Raw genomic sequence first — 17,222 nt, forward strand, 5'->3', positions numbered from 1 at the left:
CAGTTACGCCGGCTTTGCCGTCGAAACAGTCGCCGGCATTCGCGGTGCATGGCTAGACGGCCCCTACCCGATGGAGCAGAGGCCGCCTCGCAAATCAGAGCTTTTCGAGGATGCTCGGGGCGGCCGAACAGGTGGCCTGGCCGGGGTTTTCCTCGACGTCGATGGTCTTGACCACGCCGTCCTCGATGATGGCGGCATAGCGGGTCGAGCGGATGCCGAGGCCGCCGGCGGTCAGGTCGAGATCGGCGCCGATCGCCTTGGCGAAGACGGCCGAGCCATCGGCCAGGAACAGCACCTTGCCGGAGGCATTGGCGGACTTTTCCCAGGCGTTCATGACGAAGACGTCGTTGACCGAGGTGAAGGCGATGAAGTCCACACCCTTGGCCTTGAGGGCATCGGCGCTGTTGACGAAGCCCGGCAGGTGGTTCTTGTCGCAGGTGGGGGTGAAGGCGCCGGGCACGGCCACGAGAATCGCCTTCTTGCCGGCAAAGAGTTCGCCCGTGGAGACTTCCTTGACGCCGTCGGCGGTCATGGTCTTGAACTTGACGTCGGGCAGCTTATCGCCTGCAGCAATCATGGTCCTATCCTTCCATTGGTGTCGGATGCACACTTCATACGTGCTTGGGAACGCTCAGTCGAGCGTTATCGGTGCGTCCCAGGACCGGGTCTTGCCCACGACGACAAAGCGCAGGACGACGCCGGCGGGATCCTTGGCGGCGCTCGATCCCGAGAGCGCCACCTTGTAGAGGCGACGGCCATCGGCGCTGCCGACCGGTTCGGGCGGGGAGGCATACCAGTCGTCGGTGCCGGTGACGAATAGATCCAGGAAGTCGCCATCGTCGGCGACGGAGACGGTGAGGCTGGCCAAGGTGCTGGCGGCGTCGAGGCTCCTGGAAGCCAGGGTCACGCGCTTGTCCTCGGCGCGGGCGGGCACGGGCACACGGGCCGCGGCGGCGGCGATGTCGGCCGTCGCAGTGGCGTCAGCGGCCATATCAGGGGCGAGATCGACGGCGGCGTCCGCCTCGGCGGGCACGCAGACCTCGGCACAGAGGCCATATTGCAGGTGGACCGACAGGGTCACCGTGTCGCCGGGGCTGGTCGGGGTAACCGTGAGCGGCAGCACAAGACGGCCGGTGTAGACCATGGAGGTGTTCACGCCATCGAAGTAGCGCTCGGGCGCGGGATAGGCGACGACGGCGTTCTGGACATTGGAGCTCGCCGCAAAATCAAACTGCGGCGGAATGCCGGCGTCGCCGGGATTTTCCCAATAGGTGTGCCAGCCCTGGGGGATGTCGATGACGAGGCCAGCGCGATAGCTGCCATCGGCAGCCGGCGGACCGGCGGCGATCAGCGAGACGTTGGCTTCGGGGATGGCAGGCTGGGCGGCGGCGGCAGGCAAGGAAAATGCAATCAAGGCAATGAATGGGGCAGACAAGCTGTTCATATGGATCTACTCATGAACGAAGCGGAATTTCATCCGGCGATATTGCCTTGAAACGCGCGCCTGTCGCATCATATTGGCGTGAGGGGCGCAAGAAAAAGTACTCTGAAGATGGGAAGCAGCCAACGATCCTTTCTTGATGGCAAGCTGCTGATTGCCATGCCGAGCCTGGAGGAAGGCAATTTCTCCCGGAGCGTGGTTTATGTCTGCGCCCACTCGGCCGAAGGTGCGATGGGGCTGATCATCAACAAGCCCCTGAGCCATCTGTCCTTCACCGACCTGCTGATGCAGCTGGACATCATCGACACCGACCAGCCGATCCGCCTGCCGACCACGGCACGCGGCATGCGCGTACATCGCGGCGGGCCGGTGGACACCGGACGCGGCTTCGTGCTGCACAGCTCCGACTATCACCTTGAGAGCGCGACGCTGCCGATTTCCGAGCAGCTGTCGCTGACCGCAACGCTGGAAGTGCTGCGCGCGATCGCCGAGGGACGCGGACCGGAGCGGGCGCTGCTGACGCTCGGCTATGCCGGCTGGGCGCCGGGGCAGCTGGAAAGCGAGATCCAGGCCAATGGCTGGCTGGTGACCGAGGCCGACCCACGCCTGATCTTCGAGACCGATGACGACAGCCGCTACAAGAAAGCGCTGGCGACATTGGGGATCGACATGGCGAGCCTGTCGCCGGTGGCCGGGCGGGCGTGATACTCGGGCTGGGAGGTTGCCGAGACCGATCAGCTCCCCGCCTTTTCGCGCTCCACGGCGCGCCAGCCGATGTCGCGGCGGCAGAAACCATCCGGCCAGATCACCTGATCGACGGCGGCATAGGCACGCGCCTGTGCTTGGGCGACCGAGGTACCACGGGCGGTGATGGCCAGCACGCGGCCACCATTGGCAACGAGGGCGCCGTCCTTGAGGGCGGTGCCGGCGTGGAAGACGTCAACGTTGGGCAGCGCGGCGACGGCCTCGAGGCCATCGATGCGGCCGCCCTTGGCGTAGGCGCCGGGATAGCCCTTCGACGCAAGAACGACGGTGAGCGCGGTGGCCGAATCGAATTCGGCGGAGAGGCCTTCAAGCTTGCCGTCGACGGCGGCGAGCATCAGGGCGAGCAGGTCGGATTTGAGGCGCGGCAGCACCACCTCGGTTTCCGGATCGCCGAAGCGGACGTTGTATTCGATGAGCTTGGGACCGTCGGCCTCGATCATCAGGCCGGCGAAGAGGATACCGACGAAGGGCGTGCCGCGCTTGGCGAGACAGGCGACGGTGGGACGGACGATCTCGGCCATGATGCGTTCGGCCATGGCGGCATCGACCACCGGGGCGGGCGAATAGGCGCCCATGCCGCCGGTGTTGGGACCGGTGTCGCCGTCGCCGACGCGCTTGTGATCCTGCGCGGCGGCGAGCGGCAGCACATGCGTGCCGTCGGAGATGGCAAAGAAGCTGGCTTCCTCGCCCACCAGCAGGTCCTCGATCACCACTTCGGCGCCGGCGTCGCCAAAGGCGCCGTCGAAGCAGGCGTCGACGGCTTCGAGCGCTTCGTCCAGCGTGGCGGCTACGACCACGCCCTTGCCGGCGGCGAGACCGTCAGCCTTGACGACGATGGGCGCGCCGCGACTTTGCAGATAGGCGCGGGCCGAGGCAGCATCAGCAAAGCGACCGTAGGCGGCGGTGGGGATGCCGGCCTCGGTGCACAGTTCCTTGGTGAAGGCCTTGGAGCCTTCAAGGCGAGCCGGCTCCTTGCGGGGACCGAAGGCCTTGATGCCGGCGGCGGCGAGATCGTCGACCAGACCGGCAACCAGCGGCGCCTCGGGGCCGACGACGACGAAATCGACGGCATTGGCACGGGCGAAGGCGATGACCGCCGGATGATCGGCCGGATCGAGGCTCACGCGCTCGGCAATGGCACCGATGCCGGCGTTGCCGGGTGCGACGCTGAGACGGGTCAGAAGCGGCGAACGGCGCAGCGCTGCGGCGATGGCATGCTCGCGGCCGCCGGACCCGATCAGAAGAACATGCATGGAGGTGCCTCGACGCTGGAGCTATTTGAGCTGCGCCATTAGCACAGTGGCAGCCGTCGGTGAAGTCCTGCGCCGTTGTTTCCGAAGGCGTTGACGCGCAACAATTTCAGGTGGAAAAATGAAGGCGGCACCCGTTTCCAGGTCCGCCTTCCGATCTTGTCCACGGGAGGGGCCGAAGCAACCTGTCCGCAGCTCACGGATTCAACTTATGCAGACGCCGCCCAAAAATCAATTAATTCCGAGACCGACACCGGACCAAGTTGTGCGCCTGGAAACGGTGATGCAACCCCAGCGAATATCTCGCTATCTCCCCGCAGCAGAATTTGATCGATCGGCCGCCTTCGAAATGTATCTGTGGAACTGTGAGCTATCAGAGGCGTTCTACATTCCTCTGCATTTTGCCGAAATCATCATTCGCAATGCCATTCACAACGCTCTCCTCAATCGGCTCGGCGAGAGTTGGTTTGAGCACCAGACCTTTCTCAAGGTAATTGATCCCCGATTTCGATCAGAGCTGGAAATCGCGATTGATGATGAGAGGGAGCAACATGGAAGCGCAACGAACAGCCATCATATTGCGTCGGCACTGACATTCGGCTTTTGGGAGCACCTGACCACCAAGCGCTTTGACCGCATGATCTGGTCGAAGGGAATACGCTACAACTTCCCCAATGCCCATCATCTTCGACGCAGAGAAGACCTTCAACGACACATCGAAAGCATAAGAAGATGGCGAAACAGAATCGCTCACCATCGCGCGATCTTCGACAAGGAGCCGGTCAAGAAACATCAGGAGATCGTAGAGGTAATCAATTGGGTGTGCACGGAGAGTGCGAGCTGGGTCAACTCAGCCAGCCGCGTTATGCAAACCATCGCATCTCGCCCCACTCCCCCCTCGCGCCGTAAAGCCGAAGGCGCTACAACGGCACCATGAGCACGTCCGATCCCCATGCCTCCTCCATTCCCGATGCCCAGTCCGGCAATTGGGTGGATCGCTTTCTGCCCGCTTGGGTGAAGCCCTATGCCCAGCTTGCCCGCTGGGATCGACCGATCGGCTGGCGGCTGCTATTGCCGCCGTGCTGGTGGTCACTGGCGCTGGCGAGCGGCGTACATGGTGACCGCTTTCCCTCGCCGCTCTATCTCCTGCTGTTCCTCATGGGGGCGGTGGTGATGCGCGGGGCGGGCTGCACCTATAACGACATTCTCGATCGCGACATCGACGCGCAGGTGGCCCGCACGCGGGCGCGCCCCATTCCCTCGGGGCGGGTGAGCGCCAAGGCGGCGGCGGCGTTCATGGTGGCACAGGCGCTGGTCGGGCTCGGCATCCTCTTGTGCTTCAACCCGTTTTCGGTGCTGCTGGGCATCGCCTCGCTCATTCCGGTGGCGATCTATCCGTTCATGAAGCGCATCACCAACTATCCGCAGGTGATGCTGGGCCTGGCCTTTTCCTGGGGCGGGCTGATGGGCTGGGCGGTGGTGTTCGGCGACCTGTCGCTGCCGGCCGTGCTCATCTATGTGGCGTCGGTGCTGTGGACGATCGGCTATGACACGATCTATGCCCATCAGGACCGCGAAGACGACGCGCTGATCGGCATGGGCTCGACGGCGCAGGCCTTTGCCGAGACCACGCCGAAGCTGCTCACGGTCTGCTACGGGCTGGCGGTGGTGCTGATCGGCGGCGCGATGGTGGACGCCCAATGCGGCTTTGCCGCCTTTGTCGGTCTTGCCGCCTTCGCCCGCCACCTGTTCTGGCAGGTGGAGCGCTTCGACAAGGACAACCCGGATCTCTGCCTGATGCTGTTCAAGTCGAACCGCTGGGCCGGCTGGCTGCTGTTCGCAGGGCTGGTGGCGGACGGCTATCTGCGCAACATGTGAGGGGTGCCGGATGCGGCGCACCCGGCTTTTGCTGGTGGTCAGCTCACGTCATTTTCGATGACGCTCGGTATCACTCGTAGGAAATGATCTCGCGGCAGCCGCGCAGGACCGGCATCTCACCGGTCTGACCGACCTTGCGGCGCATCAGGAAGCGCGGACGGCGGCTGGCCGTGGCGCCGTGGCTGCGGCGCGGCACCGGAGCACCGATCTCGACGCTGGCACGGGGACCGACCTGTTCGGCGGCGCCGTCGCGTTCGATCAGCAGCATGGGCAGATGCAGACGATCCGACCAGCCCTGCCAGTCGGCGGCGGCGATCTCCATGTTGCGGGTGACCGTGAGCGGCACGGACAGCGCCGGGTCGTGGTGGTGAAGCTCGACGTGAGCGGTGAGGTCGCCGTCGGCGTCCGTCGCAAGACGTACCGCAACGCCCTGGAAGGCTTCGAAAGGCAAGCTCAGGGTCAAGGGCAGTCCGGACAGACGGCGCTTCATGACGATGCCGCCATCGTCCATGTAGAGGCTGGCCTCCTGGGCCTGCCGCCCCTTCTCGTCAACTTCGACTGACCAGCGGGCTGGAAGGCTGGACGGATCCAGTCGCATCTGCCCGCCTGAACTTGCCAGAGTGGCTCCTGTCATCTCCGACGCCTCTTCAAACTCAATTTGCACATCCCTGTCGGGCCAGGCGTCGTTTTGGTTTGATCGCACCCGGTCCCGAACAGTCCTGAGGCTAAGGGATGACCAGTCGTTGGCCGATTAAGGGATTGGGTAAATTTTCTGTGGACTTTCAAGAGGGTTAGCGGAGTCTGAAGTCCGGCTTCACTTAAAAGGGCCAAGCTTCCACCAGGTCGCAAACGATCAATTGATCAGCATGCGTCCTTTTTGTGCCGCAAATGTCGAGGAAGTCCCGGCATTGGACCTTGTCGTTGCCGCGCCCACCACCTAAACACAAACTCAGCGTTACAGTGGATTCTCCTTGTCATGAGCGAACTTGTCGATCTTCAAGCCCTGACCGAAATGGCCGACCGTCTGGTCAAGGCGGCGCTGGCGGCGGGCGCTGATGCCGCCGATGCCGTCTCGGCGCGATCGGTCAATCAGGTCGTGTCGGTGCTGAAGGGCAACGTGGAAAAGGTCACGCATTCGGAGAATGACGAGTTCGGCCTCCGCGTCTTCGTCGGCGACCGCAACGCGACGATCTCCGCTACCCTGGGCGCCGACGTCAAGGAACTGGCGGCGCGGGCGGTGACCATGGCCAAGATCGCCACGCCCGATCCCTTTGCGGGCCTTGCCGACAAGCTGAGACTGACCCACGACTTCCCCGACCTCGATCTTCTGGACGAGACGCCGGTGAGTTCGGCCGATCTGGTGATCCGTGGCCGCGCCCTCGAGGCGGCGGCGATGGACGTGCCGGGCGTCACCAACATTACCGGCGCTTCGGCCTATTGGGCGCGCGGCGGTGCGGCGCTGGTCACCTCGCACGGCTTTGCCGGAGCCTATGAGACGTCGAGCCATGGCCATTCGGTGGCCGCCATCGCCGGATCCGGCACGTCGATGGAGCGTGACTGGGACTCCTCGGGCAAGTCGCATCTCAGCGATCTCGAAGACGCGACGCTGGTTGGCCGCCGGGCCGGCGAGCGGGCCGTGCGGCGGCTCAATCCGCGGCAGGTGAGCACGCAGCAGGCGACGATCGTCTATGATCCGCGCGTGGCGACCAGCATTCTCGGGGCGCTCTCCGGCGCGATCTCGGGCAGCTCGATCGCACGCGGCTCGTCCTTCCTGAAGTCCAAGCTCGGCCAGCGGGTGCTGAGCCCGAGCATCCGCATCACCGACGATCCCTTACGTCCGCGCGGGCCGGGGTCGCGCCCCTTCGACGGCGAGGGGCTCGCTTCGGTGGCGCTCGACATCATCAGCGACGGCGTGCTGAACTGCTGGCTGCTCGACAGCGCCACAGCGCGCGAACTGGGGCTCGCATCCAACGGCCGCGCGGCGCGCGGCAGTGGCGCACCGGGACCGGGCGCCACCAACATGCTGCTGCATCCGGGTGAGCAGAGCCCCGACGAACTGATCAAGGCGATCGGCACCGGCCTCTACGTGACCGACTTCATCGGCCATGGCGCCAATCTCGTCACCGGCGACTATTCGCGCGGCGCTTCGGGCTTCTGGATCGAAGACGGCGAGCTGGCCTATCCGGTTGCCGAAATCACCGTGGCGGGCAATCTCGCGGACATGTTCCAGCGGATCACGCCGGCCAACGACATCGAGTTCCGCAGCGCCTTCACGGCGCCGACGCTTGCCATCGAGGGGCTGACCATTGCCGGACGCTGACGGGCGCCAGCCCGATGCCGATCTTCAGTTGCTGGTGAGCGCCGCGGAAACGGCGGCCTATCTGGCACTGTCCTATTTCCGGCAGGATCCCAAGGTCTGGCACAAGGACAATGCGTCGCCGGTGAGCGAGGCCGACTATGCGGTCGACCACTTGCTCAAGGAAACGCTGCTGGCGGCGCGGCCCGACTATGGCTGGCTGTCGGAGGAGACTGAGGACGATCCGGCGCGGCTCGCCTGCCGGCGGGTGTTCGTGGTCGACCCCATCGACGGCACGCGCGGCTTTCTGGCCGGCTCGGACGAATGGACGATCTCGCTCGCCGTGGTGGAAGACGGTGCCCCCAAGGCGGCGGTGCTGATCCAGCCGACAGCGGCGCGTATTTTCACGGCGACGGCCGATGGCGGCGCCTATGTGGGCGGGCAGCCGCTGGCCATCATCCGCGTGCCCGAAATTGCTGACGCGCGGGTGGCCGGACCGACGGCGCTGATGACACGCCTGCGCAAGGCGGTGCCGACGGTGCGCGACGGCGGCTATGTCGCCTCGCTGGCGCTGAGGATTGCGCTCGTGGCTGACGGGCGGCTCGACCTCGCCTTCGCCCGGCCCAACGCCCATGACTGGGACATTGCGGCGGCACATCTGATCCTGACCGAGGCCGGCGGCACGCTGATGGCTGCAAACGGCGCCGACATCAGGTACAATCTGGCGGTGACGACCCATCCGGGGCTGATCGCCGGCAGCGACATGCTGGCAAGGCAGGCCCTTGACCAGCTGGGTCCTTTTTGACGCGTGAACGGGAGCTTTCATGACGACTGAAGTCACTTCGAAACAACTGATCCACATGGTCATCGGCGGCGAGATGAAGTCGCTCGACTCGGTCGAGTTTTCCAATCTCAACGCGGTCGATATCGTCGGCCTCTTCCCGAGCTATGCCGAAGCCTATTCGGCCTGGAAGCAGAAGGCACAGGCGACCGTCGATCAGGCGCAGACGCGGTATTTCATCGTCCACCTGCATCGTCTGCTCGATCCGGCGCAGAACTGAGCTCCTTCAGCGCACCTGACTTGTCCTCTTCAGACCGGGATCTCTGGACGAACAGACTTCGGCGCACTAGACATTGCGCCGAATACATTTGCTTTGGGCGGCTTGGATGACTGAGGACAGGACTGCAGTCGCGGATCGAAACCAACCCGGATGGGCGGAGACCGGCGACGGCGACGAGTCTGTCTATGTGGTGAAGCGGATCTTCCGCGAATTCATCTGGCCGCGCCGCAAGCTGGTGCTCAGGTCGATGCTGACGATGATCTTCGTCGCGGCAACCACAGGCGCCCTGCCCTTCCTGATGCAGACCGCCGCCGACCGCGTGTTCATCCAGAAAGACCAGACGACGCTGTATATCCTGCCGCTGGTGGTGGCGGTGGTGATGGCGGTTCGCTCGCTGGCCGAATATTCGAGCCGCATGACGGAAGCGCGGATCTCCGGCGAGATCGTCGCCGAACTGCGCGAAAAGCTGTTCCGGCGGCTTGCCAACTCCGATCTCGGCTTTCTCCAGGGCACACATTCGGCGCGCTTTGTCAGCGTGTTCTCGGCCGATACGCTGGTGGTGAACCAGGCGGCCTCGCAGACGCTGACGGCGCTGGTGCGCAACGCCCTGCAATCGGTGGCGCTGGTTGGCGCCATGCTGTGGCTGGACTGGGTGCTGGGCATCCTGGTGCTGGGCTCGCTGCCGATCTCCATCATGCTGATGAGCAAGCAGCGGCGCAAGCTGACCAAGTCCGTCAAGCAATCGCTGTCGGGATCGGGCGACATTGCCCGCATCGTGGCGCAGACGCTCGCGGGCATTCGCGTGGTGAAGGCCTACGGCCAGGAGGCTTCCGAAACGGCACGTGCCCTGCGCCATATCGAATCCACACGCGACGCCGGGTTGAGGACGCAGAAGACCCGCGCGCGGACGGGACCGTTCACCGAGGGCCTGTCGGGCCTCGGCTTTGCGGCGGCGATCTTCTATGGCGGCTGGCGCGGCATTCACGGCGGCCTGACGCTGGGCGAGTTCATGGGCTTCATGTCGGCGGCCATGCTGATCTACCAGCCGCTGAAGACTCTGGCGAACCTGCAGAATGTCCTGATGGAAGGCATCATCGCCGCGCGGCGGGTGTTCAGCATTCTCGACGAAGAGCCCAAGGTGGTGGAGCGGGCCGAGGCGAAGGTGTTGCTCAATCCAGCCGGGGCCATCACCTTTGATCATGTGACCTTCGGCTATAACGAAGAGACGCCGGTGCTGCACGACGTCAGCCTGACGATCCAGCCGGGGCAGAAGGTGGCTTTCGTCGGCCCGTCCGGAGCGGGAAAGTCGACGCTGCTCAATCTCGTGCTGCGCTTTTACGATCCGGCATCCGGCGTGGTGCGGATCGACGGGCAGAACATTGCCGACTTCACGCTTGCTTCGGTGCGCAAGGCGTCTGCCCTGCTGACGCAGGACCCGGTGCTGTTCGACGACACGATCCGCGCCAACATCGCCTATGGCAGCCCCGAGGCCGACCAGGCCGCCATCGAGGCGGCGGCGCGGGCGGCGGATGCGCACAGCTTCATCTCGACGCTGGAGAAGGGCTACGACACGCCGGTGGGCGAGGCGGGCAGCCTGCTGTCGGGCGGGCAGAAGCAGCGCATCGCCATCGCGCGCGCCATGCTGCGCGGCGCGCCCATCCTGCTGCTGGACGAGCCGACCAGCGCCCTCGACGCCAACTCGGAGGCGCATGTGCAGGCCGCGCTCGATGGCCTGTTTGCGGGCCGCACGGTGCTGATGATCGCCCATCGCCTGTCGACGGTGAAGCGCGCCGACATGATCGTGGTGCTGGACAAGGGGCGCATCGTCGAAACAGGTACACATGACGAGCTCGCCGCGGCAGGCGGGCTCTACGCGCATCTGCACAAGACGCAGCTGTCTGGCGCCGGCGCGGCGGCGGAGGGCGGCAATGCGGCTTGATCGTCGGTTGCTCAGCTTCGGTGCGCTGCACAGACTTGTCGGCAGGCTGGTTGGCGCCTATGCCCGCCTCGTCTACACCACGGCCAAGATGACGGTCGAGCCGGCAGATGCCTTCGCGGCAGCGCATCGCAGAGGGGCAACCATCTTCGCCTTCTGGCATGGACTGGCGCTGATGTCGCCGGCGGCGCGCCCCGAGGATCTGCCGACGGCGATCATGATCGCCCGCAATGCGGCGGCGGGGATCGGCGCGGTGGCGGCGGAGACGCAGGGCATCGGCACGATCCGCGCGTCGGGCTCGCACAATGCGCGGGCGGCTCGGCGCAAGGGCGGCAGCGTCGGCTATCGGCAGGCGCTGCGCGAACTCTCCGAGGGCCGTTGCGTGATGATGACGGCGGACGTGCCCAAGATCTCGCAAGTGGCCGGACGCGGCATCGTGCATCTGGCACGGTCGAGCGGCTGTCCGATCCTGCCGGTTGCCTATGTGTCGCGTCGGGCCATCCGCCTTTCAAACTGGGATCGCATGTCGATCGACCTGCCCTTCAGCCGCGCCGCCGTCGTGCACGGCGCGCCGATCGATGTGCCGAAGGAGGCAACCGACGCGGACATGGAACGCATCGCCCGTCAGTTGAGTGCCGAGCTTGATCGGACGACCCAACGCGCTTACGAGATCCTGGGCATCGCCCACAAGTTCCACCCTGGTCCCCGTCACGATGGCTGATTTCAGCGACGCCCTGCTCGGCGCATATGTCGCCCTGACCCGCGTGGGCGGCCCGATCGGCCGCGCCGTGGTCGGCTGGCGCCTCAAGCAGGGCAAGGAAGACGCCTTGCGCTGGCGCGAGCGGCTGGGCGAGGCCTCGGTCGCGCGTCCGGCGGGGCGGGTCGTCTGGGTGCATGCCGTCTCGGTGGGCGAGAGCGTCAGCGCGGTGCCGTTGATCGAGCAACTGGCGGCGGAAGGTTTCACGGTGTTGGTGACAACGGTGACGACCACGTCGGCGGCCGTGCTGGCGGCGCGGACGGGGGCGGCGGTGATCCACCAGTTTGCCCCGCTCGATCTTGCCGGATTCGTCGACCGCTTCCTCGATCACTGGCGGCCGGAGCTGGCCATATTGGTGGAAAGCGAAATCTGGCCGGTGACGATCGCGCGGCTGAAGGCACGGCGCGTTCCACTCGTCATCTCCAACGCCCGCATGTCGCCCCGTTCGCTGGACGGCTGGGGGCGGTTTGCCTTTGCCACGCGTGCCATCTTCCGCAGCATCGGCCTGGTGCTGGCACAGACGCCGGGGGACGCGGAACGCTACGAGCAGCTGGGGTGCGGCGAGACGCGGGCGGTCGGCAACATGAAGTTCGAGGCCGGCGTACCGGATGGTTCGGCCGAAGCCGAGGCCCAGTTGCGCGGCGCCTTCGGGAGCCGGCCGGTGCTGCTGGCGGCTTCCACGCATCCAGGCGAAGAGGAAATCGCGCTGGCGGCCTTTGCCAGGGTACGCGCAGAGCGGCCCGATTGCCTGCTGGTGCTGGCGCCGCGCCATCCGCACCGCGGTGAGGCCGTGGCCGATCTGGCCGGGGGGGACTTTACCGTGAAGCGGCGGGCCGTGGGCGAGCTGCCGGACGAGCAGACGGCCGTCTATGTGGCCGACACCATGGGCGAGCTCGGCACGCTTTACCGGCTGGCGAGCGTGGCGGTGATCGGCGGCACGCTGGTGCCGGATATCGGCGGGCACAATCCGATCGAGCCGGCGCGGCTCAAGACGGCAATGCTGGCAGGACCGCACTATGCCAACTGGCCGGACGTCTACCGCAGCTTCATCGAGTGCGGTGGTCTGACCATCGCAGAGAACGCAGAGACGATCGCCGAAGCGGCGCTGGTGCTCCTCAAGGACAGTTCGCAGCGGAAAACACAGATTTCGGCAGCGCTTTCCGTCGTGGAAAGCTATGCTGGAGCCCTCGGGCGTACGATGGCGGCGCTGACGCCGCTGCTGGCCCGGCGCGAGGCGTGAAGGATGCGTGCTCCGGCGTTCTGGTGGGAGAGACTGGGCCTCAGAGCCCTGCTGCTATGGCCGATCGGTGCTGTCTACGGCTGGCTGACCGCCCGGCGCATGGCGCGACCCGGGGCGCGACCGCCGCTGCCGATGATCTGTGTCGGCAACTTCGTGGTGGGCGGAGCAGGCAAGACGCCAACAGCGATCGCGCTGGCCGAGATTGCCGCGAAGAATGGCCTTGCTCCCTGCTTCCTGACGCGCGGTTATGGCGGGCGGCTCAAGGGGCCGGTGCGGGTGGATCCTGCAATACACGGCGCAGCCGACGTGGGGGACGAGGCGCTGCTGCTGGCCGCCGTGGCGCCAACCATCGTCAGCCGCCGGCGCGAGCGCGCCTTTGATCTCCTGAAAGAATCCGGTGCCAGCCTGTGCTTCATGGACGACGGGCTGCAGAATCCGTCCATCGCCAAGACCATGAGCCTTGCCGTGGTGGATGGCGCGGTGGGGATCGGCAATGGCCTGTCGCTGCCGGCCGGACCGATGCGGGCGCCGCTGCGCCGGCAGATCGGCCATGCGGACGTGGTTCTGGTTTACGGGTCGAGCCCGAGAGCCGGCAAGGTGATCCGCGCGGCGGCGCGACGGGGGCGGCCGGTGCTGCGGGCGAGCGTGGTGCAGACCGGCAAGGCGATCGCGACGGGCACGCGCGTCTATGCCTTCAGCGGCATCGGACGGCCGGCCAAGTTCTTCGACCAGCTGCGGGAGGCGGGTATCGAGGTGGCGGGCACGCGCAGCTTTGCCGACCATCACCTCTTCAGCAATCTCGAGGCCAAGGAGATCCTGGCCGAAGCTGAACGGCTGGACGCGCGCCCGGTGACCACCGAGAAGGACGCGGTGCGCCTGCGCGGCCGGTCAGGGCCCGCCGCCGAACTCTATGAGAGCGTGGTGACGCTGGGCGTGGAGACGCAGTTCGAGAACCCGATCGCGGTGGCCGAACTTCTGAAAGCGGCGCGGGCGCGCTGGCTGCGCGACACCTTCGAGCAGCTGCCGACGGCCTGATGTGCCGGCTGGGATCAGCGGGCGTTGTTGGCGCGGCGATAGGCTTCGAGCGCGGCTTCCGCGTCGAGATAGGCTTCCTGGTGCTCGACGCTCCAGTATTTGAGATCCTGAATCAGGATGGGGCGCCCGGTGATCGCGCAGCGCACATAGGTGCCGTTGCGCAGGATCTTGTAGTCGCCGTCGAGATAGCGGATCTGGGCTTCGCCGCCGCCAAAGGAAAAGTCCATTCTGTTCATGCAAGATCCATCATACCAACTCGCCCGGGATGCAGATGCCTGGGCTCGTTGACTTCATTTCGAATTTCTCATCTCGATCAAGAGCATGAGAAAGCCAAAACCGGAATGTCGAGTGTCACTTCGAAGACAATCGATATAACCCCGCGACCGAGCGGCTGCAAGCCGCCTTGGGTTGATCAGGCGGCGGCTGGGCGCATGTGGCGGCCAAGCTTGCCGATTTCCCGATAGGCAATCAGCACCGCGCCGACGCCGAAGACGGCGGCACCGACGCTCCAGGCCATCATCACCGCCTCGGCGCTGCCCATCTGGTAGCCGACCCAGCAGAAAGGCACGGTGCCGAGCGTGGCACGGCCCCAGTTGAACAGCGTCGAGTAGGTGGCATAGCCGAGGTTGTTGAAGGCGGAGTTGGCCACGAAGAGCGCCCCGGTGAAGGCGAATGTGGGCGCAATCCAGCGGCAGAAGTAGACGATGATCTCGCTGGTGCCCGGCGAAGCGTTGAAGGCCATGGCGATATAGGGCGCCAGCGGCACGCAGATCAGCCAGACCACCGCCACGTAGACCAGCGTGAAGGTGAGGCTGTCGGCGAGCGTGCGGCGGACGCGATCGAACTGACGGGCACCGAAGTTCTGCCCGAAGATGGCACCGACAGAGCCTGACAGCGCAAAGATGGCGCCGAACAGCATGGGGTAGAGGCGGCCGATGATGGCCCAGGCGGCGACCGCATCGGTGCCGAAGCGCGAGATGATGGCGGTGACGAAGATGTTGCCGGCCGGCGTTGCCAGATTGGCAAGGATGGCGGGCATGGCGATGCCCATCAGCGGCCGGAAGTCCTCGCGCACATTGGCAACGGTGGGGCGCTGCAGCATGCGGTGGACCTGATGGACACCGTGCCAGCCGATGCCGATCATGACGAAGCGGGAGATGAGCGTGACGATGGCGGCGCCTTCGACCCCGAGATGCAGACCGAAGATGAAGATGGGATCGCAAAGGGCGGCGGTGACGGCACCGCCGAGCGTCACATACATGGATCGGCGGGCGTCGCCGGTGGCGCGGAGAACGCCGGTCATGGCCATGCCGATGCCGAGCAACGGGCTGCCGGGCATCGCGATCCAGAGATAGATCAGCGTGGCGTCGAGCGTCGCCCCTTCGGCGCCCATGGACGACAGGAAGGCCGGCAAGAGGGGCATCATCAGGGCGGTGACGAGCGTCATCGCCACCAGGGAGATGACGAGGCCCGAGCTGGCAAGACGGCGGGCGCGCTCGCGGTTGCCACCGCCGATGGAGCGGGCGCAAAGGGCGGTGACGGCGATGGTGAAGCCGATGCCCAGCGAGGTCATCAGGAACAGCACCAGACCGGCGTAGCCCATGGCGGCCGTGTATTCGGTGCGACCGAGGAAGGAGATGTAGAGGAGGTTGATGACGTCGACCACGAAGATGGCCATCAGACCGATGGAACCGGTGGCGGTCATCACCACCACATGGCGCATGATCGAACCACTCAGGAAGGCCGCACGCGGCGACGAAACTGTGCTCATGGTGTCCTTCCGGATGATTTCGAACAGGAAAAGTCGCCGCGTTGGGGCGGCTCAGGGCAAGACGCGCCCCAGACTAATGCTGGCCACTGCCGGAACACGACAGCAGCCGGCCGGGAGATCCCGATGATGGCCGCAAGCCTCTCGCCTGCCCGGCCGCAATAAGGCTTGGACAGGCAAGGACCCGCGAGCTTTGTCCCTCACCCAGGCCATGACACGGCCTGGCGGGTGGGGTCAATGCAGAACGGTGGCGCGAACGCCCTCAAGGCTGAGAATCTGGCAGCTTTCCGAGCCGACCACGCCCTCGCAAACCTCGGCCATGCCGCGATGGATCATGGAGAGCGCAACGTAGAAGATGATCAGCAGGCCGCCCCAGGCGATCCAGCGATGGCGGGCGAGGAGACGCGCAATCAGGGTTGCGGCGGCGCCCATCAGCGCGACGGACAGGAGCAGGCCGATCACCAGAACGACCAGATGGTTCTTGGCAGCGCCGGCGACGGCCAGGACATTGTCGAGCGACATGGAGAGGTCGGCAATGATGATCTGCGTCAGCGCCTGGCGGAAGCTCTTGTTGCCGACGGCCGGCGGGTCGTTGGACGCGTCGCCATCCATGGCGTTGGAGGCGGCGTCGAGTGCCTGCTGCTCCTCCTGGTGGGAGGCGCGGATCTCGCGGAACATCTTCCAGCAGACCCAGAGCAGCAACACGCCACCGGCGAGCGTCAGGCCGATGATTACCAGAAGCTGGGCGGCAATCAGCGCGAAGAAGATGCGCAGGAGCACGGCACCGCCGATGCCCCAGAAGATCACCTTGCGGCGAATGGCCGGATCGACGCCGGCGGCGGCCATGCCGACAACGATGGCATTGTCGCCGGCCAGTACCACGTCGATGAAGATGACCTGAAACAGCGCCGAGATCTCGCCGGCATATTGGTGAAAGAGGTTCAAGGCGCGTGGCTCCAATCAAGGACGCGACCGCGCCCGGTGTTCCTGCAGGGACTTTGGCCTGAGAGACCCTCTTTTCGATCCGGTCAGGCCAAGCTGCCCGACGGGCACTCACGTGTTCAAGTAATGGTCTGGGAGCCCTGCTTCAATACGAATTACGTGTTCGCACCGAAGGAAAAGGCAAATCTGCAACGATTTGATCAAGAGCTTGAATTCGTAAAGGAATCTATACCGGCAACCCCAGACGGCGCAGATCGGCGGCAAGACGGGCGGGATCGGTGTAGGTCAGCCCGGTGAGACCGGCCGCTGAGGCGCCCTCGGCATTCTCGGGCATGTCGTCGATGAAGACGGTTTGACCGGGGGCAAAGCCGAGATGCTCAAGGCAGCGGGTGAAGACCGCGGGATCCGGTTTCTTGGTGTCAAACTGGGCGCTGACGGTGAAGCGGTGACCGGCGCGGGCGGCAAGTTCCGGCACCAGATCGTGACGGCGCGCATGCACAAGCGGGCCGTTGTTGGTGAGGACGCCGACGGCAAGGCCCGCCGCCAGCAGCTGGTCGATGATGGCGAGCGTGCCGGGCACCAGCGTCATGGCGGCCTTGCGGGCGGCGAGCCACTGGTCTTCCGCAAGCGGGTAGCCGAGGCGATCCTGCCAGGACTTCAGGTAGAGCGGGCCGGTGGGATAGGCGCCGCCGTCGGCGGCGGCTTCGAGCCCCTCGGACCAGATGGCCGTTTCGATGAAGACAGGATCAAGGCCGGTCATCCCGGCGAGGCGGGCGACGCGGACCGAGCGATCATAGGCATAGACGACGTCGTCCATGTCGAACAGGACGAGCTTCACAGGCGAGGACGTCAT

General features: G+C 65.5%; 18 protein-coding genes. 10 read left to right on the plus strand and 8 right to left on the minus strand.

The genetic code is table 11. The features are described from left to right. Positions 1 to 94: 94 nt before the first annotated feature. Complete coding sequence (locus L2I41_RS15775; protein WP_237154536.1) at positions 95 to 577, minus strand: peroxiredoxin; 483 nt, start codon at positions 575 to 577, stop codon at positions 95 to 97. Between the two features lie 54 nt (positions 578 to 631). Then, positions 632 to 1,444 carry a protein-disulfide reductase DsbD domain-containing protein gene (locus tag L2I41_RS15780; RefSeq protein WP_237154537.1) on the minus strand — a complete coding sequence of 271 codons (813 nt, stop codon included), beginning with the start codon at positions 1,442 to 1,444 and terminating at the stop codon, positions 632 to 634. Positions 1,445 to 1,504: 60 nt separating this feature from the next. On the opposite strand from L2I41_RS15780, the gene L2I41_RS15785 reads away from it, so the two are divergent. Then, complete coding sequence (locus L2I41_RS15785; RefSeq protein ID WP_390634331.1) at positions 1,505 to 2,146, plus strand: YqgE/AlgH family protein; 642 nt, start codon at positions 1,505 to 1,507, stop codon at positions 2,144 to 2,146. 29 nt (positions 2,147 to 2,175) lie between these two features. Here L2I41_RS15785 and purD read toward each other — a convergent pair whose 3' ends face one another. After that, the gene (gene purD / locus L2I41_RS15790) at positions 2,176 to 3,459 is read right to left on the minus strand and encodes a phosphoribosylamine--glycine ligase (RefSeq protein ID WP_237154539.1); all 1,284 of its coding nucleotides are present in this window, start codon (positions 3,457 to 3,459) and stop codon (positions 2,176 to 2,178) included. A gap of 208 nt (positions 3,460 to 3,667) precedes the next feature. Between purD and L2I41_RS15795 the strand changes: the two genes are divergently transcribed. Together L2I41_RS15795 and ubiA are read left to right on the plus strand one after the other, a co-directional pair. Next, entirely contained in the window at positions 3,668 to 4,393 is a 726-nt protein-coding gene (locus L2I41_RS15795; RefSeq protein ID WP_237154540.1) for an Abi family protein, read from the plus strand. Beyond that, positions 4,390 to 5,334 (plus strand): 4-hydroxybenzoate octaprenyltransferase, encoded by a 945-nt coding sequence (gene ubiA / locus L2I41_RS15800; protein ID WP_237154541.1) that lies wholly within the window; start codon positions 4,390 to 4,392, stop codon positions 5,332 to 5,334. Before L2I41_RS15795 ends, ubiA begins: the two co-directional genes overlap by 4 nt. A 70-nt stretch (positions 5,335 to 5,404) precedes the next feature. Here ubiA and L2I41_RS15805 read toward each other — a convergent pair whose 3' ends face one another. Further along, entirely contained in the window at positions 5,405 to 5,968 is a 564-nt protein-coding gene (locus L2I41_RS15805; RefSeq protein ID WP_237154542.1) for a DUF6101 family protein, read from the minus strand. 342 nt (positions 5,969 to 6,310) lie between these two features. Here L2I41_RS15805 and L2I41_RS15810 point away from each other — a divergent pair, with 342 nt between their 5' ends. The 7 genes from L2I41_RS15810 to lpxK all read left to right on the plus strand — a co-directional run bounded on the left by L2I41_RS15810 (position 6,311) and on the right by lpxK (position 13,659). After that, on the plus strand, positions 6,311 to 7,654 hold the full coding sequence (locus tag L2I41_RS15810) for a TldD/PmbA family protein (RefSeq protein ID WP_237154543.1): 1,344 nt from the start codon (positions 6,311 to 6,313) through the stop codon (positions 7,652 to 7,654). Continuing rightward, positions 7,641 to 8,435, plus strand: a complete 795-nt coding sequence (locus L2I41_RS15815; protein WP_237154544.1) for a 3'(2'),5'-bisphosphate nucleotidase CysQ — start codon at positions 7,641 to 7,643, stop codon at positions 8,433 to 8,435. Before L2I41_RS15810 ends, L2I41_RS15815 begins: the two co-directional genes overlap by 14 nt. Before the next feature lie 19 nt (positions 8,436 to 8,454). After that, positions 8,455 to 8,691, plus strand: a complete 237-nt coding sequence (locus L2I41_RS15820) for a DUF4170 domain-containing protein (RefSeq protein WP_237154545.1) — start codon at positions 8,455 to 8,457, stop codon at positions 8,689 to 8,691. A 106-nt stretch (positions 8,692 to 8,797) separates the two neighbouring features. Further along, positions 8,798 to 10,630, plus strand: a complete 1,833-nt coding sequence (locus L2I41_RS15825) for an ABC transporter ATP-binding protein (protein ID WP_237154546.1) — start codon at positions 8,798 to 8,800, stop codon at positions 10,628 to 10,630. Further along, on the plus strand, positions 10,620 to 11,348 hold the full coding sequence (locus L2I41_RS15830; RefSeq protein ID WP_237154547.1) for a lysophospholipid acyltransferase family protein: 729 nt from the start codon (positions 10,620 to 10,622) through the stop codon (positions 11,346 to 11,348). Before L2I41_RS15825 ends, L2I41_RS15830 begins: the two co-directional genes overlap by 11 nt. After that, positions 11,341 to 12,624, plus strand: coding sequence for a 3-deoxy-D-manno-octulosonic acid transferase (locus L2I41_RS15835; protein WP_237154548.1), 1,284 nt, complete (start codon positions 11,341 to 11,343; stop codon positions 12,622 to 12,624). Before L2I41_RS15830 ends, L2I41_RS15835 begins: the two co-directional genes overlap by 8 nt. A gap of 3 nt (positions 12,625 to 12,627) precedes the next feature. Beyond that, positions 12,628 to 13,659, plus strand: a complete 1,032-nt coding sequence (lpxK, locus tag L2I41_RS15840; RefSeq protein ID WP_237154549.1) for a tetraacyldisaccharide 4'-kinase — start codon at positions 12,628 to 12,630, stop codon at positions 13,657 to 13,659. A 14-nt stretch (positions 13,660 to 13,673) separates the two neighbouring features. On the opposite strand, the gene L2I41_RS15845 is transcribed toward lpxK, so the two are convergent. From L2I41_RS15845 to L2I41_RS15860, 4 genes are all read right to left on the minus strand, one after another. Then, positions 13,674 to 13,895, minus strand: a complete 222-nt coding sequence (locus L2I41_RS15845) for a DUF2093 domain-containing protein (RefSeq protein WP_237154550.1) — start codon at positions 13,893 to 13,895, stop codon at positions 13,674 to 13,676. A gap of 176 nt (positions 13,896 to 14,071) precedes the next feature. Further along, positions 14,072 to 15,430, minus strand: coding sequence for an MATE family efflux transporter (locus L2I41_RS15850; protein ID WP_237154551.1), 1,359 nt, complete (start codon positions 15,428 to 15,430; stop codon positions 14,072 to 14,074). Between the two features lie 231 nt (positions 15,431 to 15,661). Next, positions 15,662 to 16,372 carry a TerC family protein gene (locus L2I41_RS15855; RefSeq protein WP_237154552.1) on the minus strand — a complete coding sequence of 237 codons (711 nt, stop codon included), beginning with the start codon at positions 16,370 to 16,372 and terminating at the stop codon, positions 15,662 to 15,664. A gap of 223 nt (positions 16,373 to 16,595) precedes the next feature. Continuing rightward, a complete protein-coding gene (locus tag L2I41_RS15860; RefSeq protein ID WP_237154553.1) occupies positions 16,596 to 17,222 on the minus strand; it encodes an HAD family hydrolase in 627 nt (208 codons plus the stop codon).

Source organism: Oryzibacter oryziterrae, assembly GCF_021864535.1.
GTDB classification, from domain to species: Bacteria; Pseudomonadota; Alphaproteobacteria; order Rhizobiales; family Pleomorphomonadaceae; genus Pleomorphomonas; species Pleomorphomonas oryziterrae.